Here is a 12259-nt window from a genome sequence, read left to right as displayed (position 1 = left end):
ATGTCTAGCCACTATAAAGGCTAGTAAGTCGTGTGAAGCTCTTCGTGCCCTTAATAGTCTTCATAGTGAGCTTCTTAGGCTTAGAGAACTTACAGTTTAAATTTGCCCGCGATGATGTCCTTATTGACCTTCTCGAGGTCCTTGTGGGTTCCCACGTCGCTCCAGTATATGCCGGTAGAGTCGTAGCCACAAAGCTTACCCAGCGCAGCGAGCTTCGGGAAAACGTCAGTCTCTATAGAGCCAACGTCGGGCATGAAGTCCACCACTTCAGGCTCAAGGACATACAAGCCCGCATTCATCTTATAGGGCAAAACCGGCTTCTCCCTGAACTGCACTATCCTGCTGCCATCCAGGTCTATGATGCCATAAGGCGAGGGCATATTAATCATGTTAATGGTGCCCCAGCACCCCATGCCCACGTGAAAAGAGACAATGCCCGCTATATTAGCATTAGAAATGATATCGCCGTTCATCACGATAAACGTGCCATCCACCTTATCCCTGGCAGCCTTAATGGGACCCGCCGTGCCAAGCCTATTATCAGGGTCTTCATAGGAGTACTCGATGTGCATACCCAGCCTGCTGCCGTCCCCGAAGTATCGCTCGATGGCCTCCCCATGCCACCCGACCAGCAGGACGGCATCTTCGATGCCATGCTTCCTCAATAAGTCTAGCTGGTACTCCAGGATGGGCTTTCCCCCCACCTTGACCATGGGCTTAGGCATGCTATCCGTCAGTGGCCTCAGGCGCTCCCCACGCCCCCCGCAGAGTATGAAAGCCTTCACGCAACTACCTCACATTATAATAGTCCTTGATCCGCACCGTATCCTCTAAGTATGGCGTCGACACCTCATGCAAGATTGTATTCTCGGTGGCCACGATAGTGTGGGGCACGTTGGGCTCTATCCTGATAGTGTCATTCTTGCCGAAGTGCTCCTTATGGTCCTCGAACTCGATGTAGCCCACGCCCTCGAGGATGTACATGGTCTCGTCCTTACGGGGGTGCTTATGGAAAGAGGTCTGGTAGCCAGCCCTTATAAATAATTCCTTGGTGAGGTACTTATCGGTGCTTATCAAAACCTTCTCGTAGCCCCAGGGCTTATCCGTCTTATTCTTATACTCTTTTCTGACCTCCTCAAGCTCCCTCACCGTGTCCACCGTCGCCCAGAACACCCCGTCCTCCCTGTAATACCCGAGCTGGTTGGCCTCGGCCAGCCTTGGGAACAATGCGTGCTCAAGGCTTCCCCCCTCGAACTGAGAGACCGGCACATCCTTGTTTATACAGTATATGCCGCCGTTAATGTAATACTCCAGGAGAGGCTTCTCCTTAAATGACCTCACCCTGTCCTCGCCAAGCTCAACGATGCCAAAGGGGCTACGCATGCGGGTGACGAACATGGTGATGGGATAAGGGCTGTTCACGTGCCTCATCATCATCTTTTTAATGTTCACGTCGGTGACCACGTCGCCGTTCCTCACAACGACGTCCCGGCCACGGGCCATTTCCATGCCCGCCTTCAGGGCGTTTAGCGTACCGAGGGGCTTCTCCTCATTATGATACAAGAGCTTCACGCCCTTATACTCCTTGCCATACCGGGCCTCTATCATGTCGCCCTTATAGCCAGTTAAAAGTATTACCTCCTTTATCCCGGCCGATGCGAAGTCGAATAGCTGCTTATCAAGAATGGTGCAGTTATCCTTGATCTCGATGAGGGGGGTGGGAGTATTATCCGTGTAAGGCTTCAGCCGCTTGCCAGAGCCGCCGCACAGCACCATCCCGATCATCACGACCACCCAGCGTATAACCAATGATTCATTGGACTCTCTCCTATCTAGCTTGCTCCCCTTACTTAAAAACTTTTTCCGGCATGGAGACAGGTTTATGTTAGTATAGGGGCTATTTAATTTTATGACCGTTCATTTAGTTCCGTGGGATACGTCCTGTAACCTTCTAGAGATGGCGGAACGCCTTTACGACGCTGCGGGGACTTTTGACTGCGTGTCGAAGGGCGACCTGGTGGCCATAAAGCTTCACGTGGGCGAGATGGGCAACCCTTACTACGTTCAGCCCTTCTTCGTGCACCAGATCGTGAAAAAGGTCGAGGAGGCTGGCGGAAAGCCCTTCCTCACGGATTCTAACACGTATTACCTGGCGCAGCGCAACAACGCAGTAGACCACTGTGGGACTGCCAGGATGAACGGCTTCGGCTTCGCCCCGTTTATAGCAGCGGACGGGCTGAGGAGCGAGAACGAGAGGCTGGTAAAGACGAAGGGCATCCTCAAGGAGGTCGAGGTGGCGGGCGCCATCGCCGAGGCGGACGCCATGATAGTGGTGTCGCACGATAAGGGCCACGCACTCACCGGCTTCGGGGGAGCCATTAAAAACCTGGGCATGGGCTGTGCCACAAGGAAGGGCAAGCTCAGGCAGCACCGGACCGTTGGGCTGGAGATAGACGAGTCGAAGTGCGTGGGCTGCGGCCTTTGCAAGAAAGTGTGCGAGATGGGCCTGCCCGACATCGTCGAGGGAAAGGCGAGGAACATCTCCCCGGAGTGCATGCGCTGCCCTGTCTGCATGGAGGCATGCCCGAAGGGGGCCATCAAGCTCATCGATAAGGAGAACCTGGGGAAGGCGCTTGCCTCAACCGCATATGCTGTGCTCTCAACGTTTAAGAAGGGCAAGGTCTCCTACGTGTCTTTCGCCGAGAACATATCCCAGTTCTGCGATTGCGTGCCCGCTCCAGGCAGCCGGGTGATGAATGACATCGGCATATTCGCCTCGGACTCGCCTGTATCCGTAGACGCCGCCTTCCTCCAGAGGGCCGACTATAAGATATTCAACGATGCATATGGCGTAGACTGCTGGACCCAGGTCAGGGAGCTTAAAAGCCTTGGCGTCAGGGGCGACCTAAACCCGAAAATAAAAGAAATTAAGTGAACTCAGCGGACGGCCCGGTTTTTGTCGCTTAGCGCCGCCTCCCAGAGCCAGCCATAGTCCTGAGGCCGGTTCAGGTAGGCGAGCTTCTCGACGTCCCTTACAAGGCCATACATCTCCTTGCCCTTGCTCAGCCCTAGCTTGGCGATGTTGGTGGGCTTAAGGAACCTTATATCCGGGATATGGTCGCATCTCCCATTCCTGATAAGCCTCCCGTCTGCAAGCTCGAAGTATGCGGCCCCTCCACACTTCTTATAAGGCTCGTAGATGGAGGAGAAGTCGCGGGAGACCCAGTTGGCCATCTTAAGCTCCCTATTTGATGGGTTGATGGTGACGTGGCCATAGCCTGGCGGTATTATGGCCTTGTCGCCCTCCTTCGCCTCTATCATGACGACGTCCGTGATGCGTCCCCCTTCGCACTTTTGCAACAAGTAGTGCGCAGTGCCCCTGAGTACCTCGTATACTTCGGGGTAGGTATACGATGTGCCCTCGACAAAGGGGTGATAGTGGCCCGCCGTTTTCACGTACTCTGCGCCCAGCCTGTTGGGCGGGATGACCGTAATATCGTAGCGCAGGCGGTGGTCTAATATAATAGAGCGATCGCCCTTGCTCACGGCAAGGTCCCTGTACATGTAATAAAGCTCCATATCGGGCGCGCCCTTCAGCCACTCGATATCGTAGATGACCTCTCTCATGTCGCTGAGCCTGCGCACGTCAGGCTTCACCCGGCTGGAGCCGAATTCGAGCACCTTCTCCATAATTCACCAACGATATATTCGACGCTCGCCTTTATAACGTTTGAGGATAATTTTAATGTGGCCGACCGAATCCTTTATAATGCTTCGAGTTGGTGCCTTTATTATGGAAGAGGTCGATCAGAGTAAGGTCTTTTTCATCTGTAAGACGTGTGGCTTCGTGTTCGAGGCGGACCCGTACTTTTTTCCCATCGTGTGCCCTCAGTGTGGCAGCGAGGACACCACGAGGACGTGATTTCATAGGGCTGCTTTCAGCGTAATACGCTAAATATTTATGCTTTTGCCACGTTTAAAGTAGCGGCGAGCCAGCGATGGATGACTTCGTTTCAATTTTTGGGAAGAGCGTGAGGGAGATGGGCAGCAGCCCCATCCTATTGATGGCCGGGCTCGCTGTGGGCGTGCTATCGCTACCAGTGCTGGCGGGCTACGGCAAGTTCGACGAGATAACAAAAAGCATAGCTGTCAATTATTCTCAGCTGGTCCTGCCCCTGCTTATCATGCCGTTCATCACGGGCGGCGCCCTGGGGTATGCAGTCGAGGTCAGAAACAAGGGGACGTCAAGCATGGCCACATTCATGGATACAGCCATGAAAAACTACGTTAAAATGGTCATGGCTGGAGTGATATCGTTCGCAGTCTTTTACTTCTTAATAACGGGGGTGGCGCTCCTGCTGCTAACAGGGGTAGCCGCCAGCCCGTTCATGGGGTCGATCCTGGGCTTCCTGGCGCTGGGACTGGCCTTTTTATGCCTGCTCTCCATAGAGTTCTACGACATTTGCATAGTTGCCGATGGGTCGGGAGCCATCGCATCTTTCAAGAACAGCATCGAGTTCGTCAAGCGCAACCTGCCAGCGGCCGCGGGGTTCTTCATAATTGCGGTCGTCCTGAAGGCGCTCGTGCAGCTTCCTATCTCATTCGGCCTGGCGGGGGCGATGATGGCGAACGAGAGCTATATGGCCCTAGTGGGGGCGAATGCCTCTATGAACGTCACGGAGGCCCTGAGCCTGGCGCCCGTCACGCTGGGCATGGGCGCATTGCTCACCGTGGCCGTCTTTCAAATCCTAATCCAGGGATTCGTGTTCTCCTTCCTGGCCCTCTTTAAGGCCGAGCTCTACCTGGCCCTTAAAAATAGAAAGAAAATCACGGACTTCGACTACGATTTCTCGGCCGATAACGTGGTCTGACCAGCGAGATGTTATGGCTGCGCTTTAACGAGTATGCCATAATTTGTTTAACAAAAATATGCTAAATGCCCGATGAGTATAGCAATGGTTATATACGATGGTTAATGTTATGACTTATATCTGCGGAGTCCCGCATCATGACGGCCGACATTTCACGTGCTATGGAGCTTAAGCCCGTTGGGGTCGTCCGCTCGCCCATAAAAGATCGAGACGCTATGCCCATATGGGGCGTGGACGCCCAGCTAGACATATTCGAGGAGTACGAGGAGGCCTTGACGGGAATCGACGGAAACTCGCACCTCATCCTCTGCTGCTGGCTCCACGAGGCGGACAGGAAAGTATTGAAAGCCGTGCCCAGAAAAATATCGACGAGCCTCCCCGAGCAGGGCGTCTTTTCGCTCCGGTCGCCCTCCCGCCCCAACCCGATATCAGTGACTATAGTGAAGCTATTAAGGCGATACGGCCGGCATTTATTCGTTTCAGGCGCAGATGCCATAGACGGCACGCCGATAGTGGACATAAAGCCTTATCAGGCGGGCATGGATTGCGTGTTTTCCGCAAAAAATCCTGACAGGACTCAAAAGGTCAGAAAAATGCTCCCCGCGGAGTATAAGGAAAGCCTGATCCACGAAGGGTACAATTTCCACGGCGAGCGCTGCATCGGCCTGGCCCTCGCAGTGCGCATGGCCATGGTGGCCAACCTGCTGCTGGGCTGCGACCTCAGGAGCGACGACGTGTGCATCGTAATCGGCAAAAACCATTGCGTCTCCGACTCCCTCATAGGAATCACGGGGGCCAGGCTTGGCAGCGGCAGGCTGCTATACAACCTGAGGCCAAAGCTAAAGCAGTCAAGCGCCGACTCATACTCGATATTCAGCCAGGATAAGGCCATCGTTTTTAGGTTTAAAAAGTTCATGAAGGACTTCGATGGGGTCATCGAGTGCGACGTGAACGACATTTTTGATATTGAAGTGATCTAATATTCTGGCATGCCGGTGATGCGCTCAGGCCTGCTGTATATTAGCATATGGGGCGGCCTGGCGAAGCAGACCAGCGTCATGCCAGCCCTCAGCGCAAGCTCGATGCCCGCGCTAAAGGGAGCCGTATTGCTTACCAGAATGGGTATGCCCACCCTGTATGCCTTCGCCACCATTCCCGCCGCCATCCTCCCCGTACAGGCCATGAAGCACTTAGAGAGGTCGCGGCCGCCTACGAGGGCTTTTCCGACCGCCTTATCGACCGAGTTGTGCCTGCCGATGTCCTCGGCGTATGCCACGATGCCGCCAACCTCGTCGAAGATTATCGTGCAATGGGTGCCGCCCGTCCTCCTCCATGTTTTAGCGAGGTCGTTAACGAAGCCCATGGCATAGAAAATGGTATCCTTGCTAACGCTCAGGCCATCTGGAAGCGGCCTCTCCACATCTACCCAGGATGAGCGCACGCCGACGCACCCCGAGCTGCGGACCTCCATCCATAGCCCCAGGTCGTCGCCTTCTATTCCTGGCGCGGAGACGTGAACGTCCGGCCACTTTACCTCCACGGAGCTTACCTCTTTCAAAGACCTGATGAAGCCCTCGCACTTTAGGTACCCCAGGGCGAAGGCTTCGAGGTCGTCGGGGGACATTATAATGGTAGCAACCCTGGACCCGTTTACCAGCAGGTTGACGCTCTCCTCGACGCACACGTCGGGCCGGACCCGCCGCGCATAGTCCCCGACGACCTCGACCGCCTCATACATCGAGGTAGTCTCTAAGGGGCTGGCGTAAGTGTTTTTGATCATCGCTTCCCCGCTCTTAATGGCCGGCCTGCGCAGTATTCCTGTCCAGGTACTTACGGGTGCCCTCTCTACCTTTAAGGTAGTACTCCTTCATAAGCTCCTGGGGGCCCAGCACCGGCCCGTCGCACTTCTCTATCTTCACGGGCAGGTTCTTGTAGCGTGGGCTGCCGGTGCTCTCGGTCTCGGGAGTCACGACCACGTTCGCCCATATCCCGCGAGGGATGAATATCTCGCCTTTTTGCTGCGTATTCGTTTTCCTCGCCCTTACCACGACGCTATCCCCGTACTCGTTGGTAACGCGGACATACCACGGCCTGCCCAGCGCCTCGAAGTCCTCGGGGCTAATGTTACAGTATGCCGCCTCTCTTTCGTAATTCTCGCTAAACTTATTTCCGCCTTTTATGACTGCTCCCTGGTACACTGTAGACCCTGTGTTAAGTATGACGTCCATGCGTATCACCTCACTTCGGCTTTTTCTCCTTTATAATTTTAAGAAGCTGCTTAAGGGTATGCTCGTTTGAAGTGGTGAAGTCGAAGGGCGGCTTACAGAAGCTTCTAGCGTAGATGGGCACGTTGTCCATGCGATAGAAAGTGCCCTCACACTCCATCCCGTCAAGTACGCCGGGCAATATGACGTCGCTCACGAAAGCCTGCGGCCCCGGGGCTATCTCAATCGAGATGACTGGTATGTCCATCATACGCTCCACCGCTTTCTTTGGCAGGTGCGCTCCCAGGTCGGCGCACATGACGAGCATGGCATCGACCTCGCCCCTCCGCAGGGCGTCCACACACGAGTACTCGCCGGGCTGGTACCTCGGGACGCCCCTGGAGTAGTCAACGGCGAAGGGGAAGCCGCACGTCCATGATAGCACCTGGTTGAAGCCCGCCACGTTACAGTGTCCCCGGTTCGCAAGTATGACGAACTTGGTGTAGTCGTTTGCCAGCTGAGTCAGCCTCATTGCCATGGAGGCGTTATGGTGCTTTCCATGCGTGCTGGCGATGCCCAGCCCGACCCATATCACCCCAAACTTGCACTCCTTTATCATTTCAGCCATCTTTTTTATCGTGTCAACGCTCACGCCGGTGACTTTCTCGGTATCAGGATGGAGCTCCATGCCCCTCAGGGCCACCATAACTGCATTCAGGAGCTCGAAGTCCCTTCCTGGCTTAACCTGTACGTGCAGGTCCGCCTGGGCAGCCGTGGGCGATCGCCTCGGGTCCACGACGATCATCTTCCTGCCCTGGTAGCCCTGCTCGACGAAGAAGCCCCGCATGTACATAGAGTGGCGGCTCATGTGCCTGGGGTGGGAGTCTGCCGGGTTGCAGCCCCAGTATATCGCTAAATCCGAGCGGTTCCGGCACTCACCCAGGGTGCACCCCGCCATTCCCACGTCCTGGAACGCCATCACCGTCGGGCCGTGGCAAATCGTGGCGTTGCCATCCACAAGGCCTCCCAGGTACTCGGCAATCTCGATGCCTGCGGCCATGGCCTCGTTTGACGTCTCGCTGCCTATGAAGAAGAATGGCCGCTTAGCCTTCACGAGTATGTCGGCGGCCGCGTTTAGCGCCTCCTCCCATGTCACCCTCTCCCCGTTCACGGTCGGGTATACGAATCGATGCGGGCTTCGAAGCTCCTGGAACTTCGCGTCGCCCATCAGGCAAGCGTTCTTCGTGGTGACCGAGGTGGGCGTCAGCTCGACCTCGACGTCGTCGCATGACATGCCACACACCGGGCAGGTCACATCCGTGCACCTGATCACTTCCTGCTCCTGCTTGACCAGATCAGTTTTTACCATGTTGCTCAAGTGTCGCACCTCCATTAAAAAGGAGCTAATACGCCTCGGCTCCCTCTAAAAAATTTAATGCGTGATGCGCTTTATAAAGATATCTGTATCGATTAACATATCACTCATCATTAAATACATGTGATTACAGCGAGGGCCTATATTTATATAATATTTAACATATGTGAACACTTTAACGGCATAATTCAAGCATATTATTTTTATAAAACTCATCACTGCGTCCTCTCATGTCACAAACTATATGGGATGGTATTTAACAAAAATACTAAACAATGGAGGGGACATATGAAGACAGGCGAAAAGAACCTGTTCCTGACCGACAAGCAGATAGAGATATTAAGGATGAAGAAGAAAGGCATGTCGCAGGCGGACATCGCAAGGGCATTAAAGACCACCCGCGGCAACATCTGCATAATCGAGAACACGGCGCTAAAAAACATAGAGAAGGCCAAGAACACCATAAAGTTCTACAGGGCGATGGAAGCGCCCATATGGCTCACCATCCCGGGCGGCACCGACCTCTACGATATTCCTGAGATAATCTTTAAGGCGGCGGACAAGAAGCGCATCAAGATAGCGATGGACTCGGCCATGGTCATCGTGAAGCTTAAGACCGAGGCGGCGGACCGCATCCGCGGGCGGCTGACGAATGACGATATCGACATATCCGTGGACGAGCACGGGAACCTGACTATCAATTGAGAAGCTGCCCTGACGCTTTCATTTCCCTCTCGTAGTAAGCCATGCTGCCGCATGCCCTGCACACGCCGTTCTCTAGCCTGTTCTCCGGCACCATCTCGCCGCATGAAGGGCATTTCACCGACCTCCACTTCTCCTTGGGCGTAAACCGCACGTTCACGTACTCCCAGGACAGGACGCTCCTCCCCGCCCTCAGGATTTCCTCGAGGAGCGCTTTCCCATCGGCTCCGCCATTATAGTCATTAGTATACCAGGCGTACAGCGTAGGATAAGCGGCCACCTTTTTAGCGTCGATGAACACGCGAACGCCCGGCGCAGTGCTGCCCTCCGAGAAGCGGTTAAGGGCTATGGAAAACCTCCCCGTGTCGATGACTCGAAGCCGGTGGTTACCGTAAGTGCAATGGGTGATAACCTGCACCGCGTCCGGCAGGCACTTGGGCGACTCCGAGACGGCGTAGAGCCGGTCGCCCGGCTTTGCCCCCAGCTTTTCAAGGGCGAGGTCGACCATGAACACGCCCAGTATCAGCCCGGCCGCCGGAAACGTATGAAACCTCACACAATCCATGATATAGCCCTTGAGCCTCTCGCCAATGCGGCTTGTCTCCATTAGCCCGTAAATATCAACAGAGCGTTCATCTCTCATAGGACATCGTTATATTAAGCTACTTTAATGGATAAATATGTTATCGTAAACAATTACATAATGTATAAATAGTTAGATAAACTAGTTTAATAAAAACAATAAATGATCACCGGGGTTACTCACATAACCACCATAGTATCCGCGCCAAAACGACGGTCGAGAGGCGTGGACGCCTTGACTTGCGCCACCAGATCATGAGCATGCTAGCGTCCACGCCTGTCGACTATCGTTGGCCCTCCATACCTGTCGACGAGGCGCCCGGCCATCGTAAGGTCCGCGAAGGCGATTCCGTACCTCTTTTTTAAGGCCTCGCCAAGGGCAGTGCGGTACGACCGCATCGGGTCTGCACAGTCATCCACGATGCAGCAGCGGCGCTCCATGATGAGACAATACAGGTCTTCAAGCTCCCTGTCCATGCCAATCAGGTAGCCTTCATAGGACTCGACAGGGTCATCTCTATCGAAGAAGGGGTTCCCAAATACCTTTAGCCATCGATAATCGACGCAGCGTCCATGCAGGTCGCTCAGGCGCCTCAGGGCGCCCTCCAGGTCCACGCCCCTCGTCAGCCTAATATCGACGACGCAGCCGACCTCGTTCTCCATCAGCGCTTCATACAGCTCTTCAACGCCCCCCTCATCAAGCTCGGCAAGGAAAAACACAGGCATCATACGCGTCAGCTAGACTCTTTATTTCTATCATTTTAAGGCTTTACGCTGAGGTCACCACATAACATATATCGGTTGCATTATAAGCAAAAATAATTAATTTTGACGTCTCATCTAAGGGTATACCATTAAAGTGAGTTGCATGGAAGTATCGCTAAAAGTCATCGGGGTGATACGCTCGCCCTTCAGGCAAAAGGACGAGACGCCCATACAGAGCGTCTACAGTGACGCGCCCGGCGCGGTGGAGGTGTACCCGGAGTACGCCGAAGGCCTTGAGGGCCTGGAGGGGTTTTCGCACGTCTACCTGGTATATTACTTTGACAGGGCTGAAGCCAGGGCTTTAAGGCAAAAGCCGTTCCTGGACGGGTCAAGGGAGCGGGGCATCTTCGCCACCAGGCACTTCAACCGCCCAAACCCGATCGGCCTGTCCATCGTAAAGCTATGTGGCGTGAAGGATAACCTGCTCGACGTATCGGGCATCGACGTCCTTGACGGCACGCCGCTCCTCGACATAAAGCCCTACGTAAGGGAGTTCGACCGGCTTGATGACATAAGGTGCGGATGGTACGATGAGCTAGGCGACCATAGCGGGCGCGAGCACACCCCCGCAGGGCTGAGGCGCCAGTAGTCTTATTTCATTATCATGACCGAGGTGGCTTTTACCACCGCTGTCACCTTGTCGCCAGCCTTCAGCTTTAGCTCTTCGGCGGCCTCCCTGGTGATGGCGGACTCGATAACGCTATCGCCTACCTGTACCTTTACGATGGCCATAACCGCTCCCAGCTTGACATCCTTGACGGTCCCGGGCAGCCTGTTGCGTGCGCTAAACTGCATAAGCGCTCCTCGTATAATATTCTAATACATCCCGACTTATACGTGATACCCGGACTTTATCGGATTGCCTGGCCTTTGCCCGAAAAAACGCCGGCCTTATGCCCAAGGCTATTTAAAGAAGCGCAAGGATATCTGGAATAAGCATGGAGAGGGAATATGCAGGATTTCAGCGATTTTCAGTCCGTGGTGAGGTTCCACGGCCACACCTGTCCCGGCCTTATCATCGGTTACAGGATGGCGAAGAGGGCGATGGAGGAGCTGGGCGTCAAAAGGTCGGGCGACGAGGAGCTTGTCGCCATCGTGATGAACGATACGTGCGCCGTTGACGCGGTCCAGCAGGTGACGGGGTGCACTTTCGGCAAGGGGAACCTCATCTTCAAGGATTATGGCAAGCATACGTTCATATTCATGAACCGGAAGACTGGCGAGGCTGTCAGGATAAGCGAAAGCCCCTCCTTCGAGGTAAGGAAGGTGGACCCGGCGTTCTACGACCTCAGGGGCAAGGTACTATTCGGAGAGCCTACGCCGGAAGATGTGGCCGAATTGCAGCGAAGGGCGCCTTTAGTATATGATGCGATGCTTCGCCTGCCCGACGAAGAAATCATGATCGTCAGGAAGGCCAGGTGTGAGCTGCCCCATAAGGCCCGCCTGTTCAAGAGCCTCGTATGCGAGTCATGTGGCGAGAAGATGGCCGAGCCGAGGGCGAGGGTGGCCGATGGGAAGATAGTCTGCATGGAGTGCTTCGAGGAGAAATATGGGGGCGCATGAGGCCCATGTAGTTTAATTATATTATTAAACATTTACAAATTGTTTAACAAAAAGTATAAATACAATGGCTACATCTAGTGATTAGTGATTTATAGAAGCCGGCGTAAACGCACCAGTATATGATGGGTCAGTTCCCTTATTAAAAATGTCAGGCGTGCATGGGCTGGAGGGCCTGACCCATATACAAGCATAGAGTC

Annotated in this window: 16 protein-coding genes; 7 read left to right on the top strand and 9 right to left on the bottom strand. The window is 54.4% G+C overall.

Going from position 1 to position 12259, the window contains the following annotated elements; genetic code table 11:
• Positions 1-89: 89 nt before the first annotated feature.
• Positions 90-785 (bottom strand): nucleotidyltransferase family protein, encoded by a 696-nt coding sequence (locus MTC_RS00870; protein WP_014404782.1) that lies wholly within the window; start codon positions 783-785, stop codon positions 90-92.
• Positions 786-789: 4 nt separating this feature from the next.
• A complete protein-coding gene (locus MTC_RS00865; RefSeq protein ID WP_014404781.1) occupies positions 790-1785 on the bottom strand; it encodes a sugar phosphate nucleotidyltransferase in 996 nt (331 codons plus the stop codon).
• A 124-nt stretch (positions 1786-1909) separates the two neighbouring features.
• Here MTC_RS00865 and MTC_RS00860 point away from each other — a divergent pair, with 124 nt between their 5' ends.
• Positions 1910-2935, top strand: coding sequence for a DUF362 domain-containing protein (locus MTC_RS00860; RefSeq protein ID WP_014404780.1), 1026 nt, complete (start codon positions 1910-1912; stop codon positions 2933-2935).
• Between the two features lie 2 nt (positions 2936-2937).
• On the opposite strand, the gene MTC_RS00855 is transcribed toward MTC_RS00860, so the two are convergent.
• Complete coding sequence (locus MTC_RS00855) at positions 2938-3690, bottom strand: glucose-6-phosphate isomerase family protein (protein ID WP_014404779.1); 753 nt, start codon at positions 3688-3690, stop codon at positions 2938-2940.
• 103 nt (positions 3691-3793) lie between these two features.
• Between MTC_RS00855 and MTC_RS13705 the strand changes: the two genes are divergently transcribed.
• The 3 genes from MTC_RS13705 to tsaA (MTC_RS00845) all read left to right on the top strand — a co-directional run bounded on the left by MTC_RS13705 (position 3794) and on the right by tsaA (MTC_RS00845) (position 5851).
• Positions 3794-3922 (top strand): hypothetical protein, encoded by a 129-nt coding sequence (locus tag MTC_RS13705; RefSeq protein WP_272941612.1) that lies wholly within the window; start codon positions 3794-3796, stop codon positions 3920-3922.
• Between the two features lie 76 nt (positions 3923-3998).
• A complete protein-coding gene (locus MTC_RS00850; RefSeq protein WP_014404777.1) occupies positions 3999-4871 on the top strand; it encodes a DUF7847 domain-containing protein in 873 nt (290 codons plus the stop codon).
• Positions 4872-5008: 137 nt separating this feature from the next.
• Positions 5009-5851, top strand: coding sequence for a tRNA (N6-threonylcarbamoyladenosine(37)-N6)-methyltransferase TrmO (gene tsaA / locus MTC_RS00845; protein WP_014404776.1), 843 nt, complete (start codon positions 5009-5011; stop codon positions 5849-5851).
• On the opposite strand, the gene fdhD is transcribed toward tsaA (MTC_RS00845), so the two are convergent.
• From fdhD to MTC_RS00830, 3 genes are read right to left on the bottom strand one after another with little or no spacing between them, the layout of a single operon-like run.
• Positions 5848-6651: a formate dehydrogenase accessory sulfurtransferase FdhD gene (gene fdhD, locus MTC_RS00840; RefSeq protein WP_014404775.1), complete on the bottom strand. Its 804-nt coding sequence runs from the start codon at positions 6649-6651 to the stop codon at positions 5848-5850. The two genes, tsaA (MTC_RS00845) and fdhD, sit on opposite strands and share 4 nt — an antisense overlap.
• Before the next feature lie 13 nt (positions 6652-6664).
• The gene (locus tag MTC_RS00835; protein ID WP_014404774.1) at positions 6665-7099 is read right to left on the bottom strand and encodes a molybdopterin dinucleotide binding domain-containing protein; all 435 of its coding nucleotides are present in this window, start codon (positions 7097-7099) and stop codon (positions 6665-6667) included.
• Positions 7100-7109: 10 nt separating this feature from the next.
• Complete coding sequence (locus MTC_RS00830) at positions 7110-8444, bottom strand: formylmethanofuran dehydrogenase subunit B (protein ID WP_048188812.1); 1335 nt, start codon at positions 8442-8444, stop codon at positions 7110-7112.
• Between the two features lie 294 nt (positions 8445-8738).
• Between MTC_RS00830 and MTC_RS00825 the strand changes: the two genes are divergently transcribed.
• Positions 8739-9155, top strand: a complete 417-nt coding sequence (locus tag MTC_RS00825; protein ID WP_014404771.1) for a Tfx family DNA-binding protein — start codon at positions 8739-8741, stop codon at positions 9153-9155.
• Here MTC_RS00825 and MTC_RS00820 read toward each other — a convergent pair.
• Both MTC_RS00820 and MTC_RS00815 read right to left on the bottom strand, forming a co-directional pair.
• Positions 9148-9795, bottom strand: coding sequence for an FmdE family protein (locus MTC_RS00820; RefSeq protein WP_014404770.1), 648 nt, complete (start codon positions 9793-9795; stop codon positions 9148-9150). The genes MTC_RS00825 and MTC_RS00820 overlap by 8 nt on opposite strands.
• A 203-nt stretch (positions 9796-9998) precedes the next feature.
• Entirely contained in the window at positions 9999-10463 is a 465-nt protein-coding gene (locus MTC_RS00815; protein ID WP_014404769.1) for a DUF488 family protein, read from the bottom strand.
• Between the two features lie 139 nt (positions 10464-10602).
• Here MTC_RS00815 and tsaA (MTC_RS00810) point away from each other — a divergent pair, with 139 nt between their 5' ends.
• Positions 10603-11088 (top strand): tRNA (N6-threonylcarbamoyladenosine(37)-N6)-methyltransferase TrmO, encoded by a 486-nt coding sequence (gene tsaA / locus MTC_RS00810; protein WP_014404768.1) that lies wholly within the window; start codon positions 10603-10605, stop codon positions 11086-11088.
• A gap of 2 nt (positions 11089-11090) precedes the next feature.
• On the opposite strand, the gene MTC_RS00805 is transcribed toward tsaA (MTC_RS00810), so the two are convergent.
• Positions 11091-11294 carry a TOBE domain-containing protein gene (locus MTC_RS00805; RefSeq protein ID WP_014404767.1) on the bottom strand — a complete coding sequence of 68 codons (204 nt, stop codon included), beginning with the start codon at positions 11292-11294 and terminating at the stop codon, positions 11091-11093.
• A gap of 156 nt (positions 11295-11450) precedes the next feature.
• On the opposite strand from MTC_RS00805, the gene MTC_RS00800 reads away from it, so the two are divergent.
• Positions 11451-12062: an FmdE family protein gene (locus tag MTC_RS00800; RefSeq protein ID WP_014404766.1), complete on the top strand. Its 612-nt coding sequence runs from the start codon at positions 11451-11453 to the stop codon at positions 12060-12062.
• Positions 12063-12259 lie beyond the last annotated feature (197 nt).

It is taken from the genome of Methanocella conradii HZ254 (genome assembly GCF_000251105.1).
Lineage (GTDB): Archaea > Halobacteriota > Methanocellia > Methanocellales > Methanocellaceae > Methanocella > Methanocella conradii.
Note: the sequence above shows the minus strand (reverse complement) of the source record. Positions and strands in the feature narration are given on the sequence as shown.

Coding starts and splice junctions, on each gene's coding strand:
- MTC_RS00855 (WP_014404779.1), bottom strand. CDS start 3,690: ATGGAGAAGGTGCTCGAATTCGGCTCCAGCCGGGTGAAGCCTGACGTG.
- MTC_RS00820 (WP_014404770.1), bottom strand. CDS start 9,795: ATGAGAGATGAACGCTCTGTTGATATTTACGGGCTAATGGAGACAAGC.
- MTC_RS00835 (WP_014404774.1), bottom strand. CDS start 7,099: ATGGACGTCATACTTAACACAGGGTCTACAGTGTACCAGGGAGCAGTC.
- MTC_RS00825 (WP_014404771.1), top strand. CDS start 8,739: ATGAAGACAGGCGAAAAGAACCTGTTCCTGACCGACAAGCAGATAGAG.
- MTC_RS00805 (WP_014404767.1), bottom strand. CDS start 11,294: ATGCAGTTTAGCGCACGCAACAGGCTGCCCGGGACCGTCAAGGATGTC.
- MTC_RS13705 (WP_272941612.1), top strand. CDS start 3,794: ATGGAAGAGGTCGATCAGAGTAAGGTCTTTTTCATCTGTAAGACGTGT.
- fdhD (WP_014404775.1), bottom strand. CDS start 6,651: ATGATCAAAAACACTTACGCCAGCCCCTTAGAGACTACCTCGATGTAT.
- tsaA (WP_014404776.1), top strand. CDS start 5,009: ATGACGGCCGACATTTCACGTGCTATGGAGCTTAAGCCCGTTGGGGTC.
- MTC_RS00850 (WP_014404777.1), top strand. CDS start 3,999: ATGGATGACTTCGTTTCAATTTTTGGGAAGAGCGTGAGGGAGATGGGC.
- MTC_RS00860 (WP_014404780.1), top strand. CDS start 1,910: ATGACCGTTCATTTAGTTCCGTGGGATACGTCCTGTAACCTTCTAGAG.
- MTC_RS00800 (WP_014404766.1), top strand. CDS start 11,451: ATGCAGGATTTCAGCGATTTTCAGTCCGTGGTGAGGTTCCACGGCCAC.
- MTC_RS00815 (WP_014404769.1), bottom strand. CDS start 10,463: ATGATGCCTGTGTTTTTCCTTGCCGAGCTTGATGAGGGGGGCGTTGAA.
- MTC_RS00830 (WP_048188812.1), bottom strand. CDS start 8,444: ATGGTAAAAACTGATCTGGTCAAGCAGGAGCAGGAAGTGATCAGGTGC.
- tsaA (WP_014404768.1), top strand. CDS start 10,603: ATGGAAGTATCGCTAAAAGTCATCGGGGTGATACGCTCGCCCTTCAGG.
- MTC_RS00865 (WP_014404781.1), bottom strand. CDS start 1,785: ATGATCGGGATGGTGCTGTGCGGCGGCTCTGGCAAGCGGCTGAAGCCT.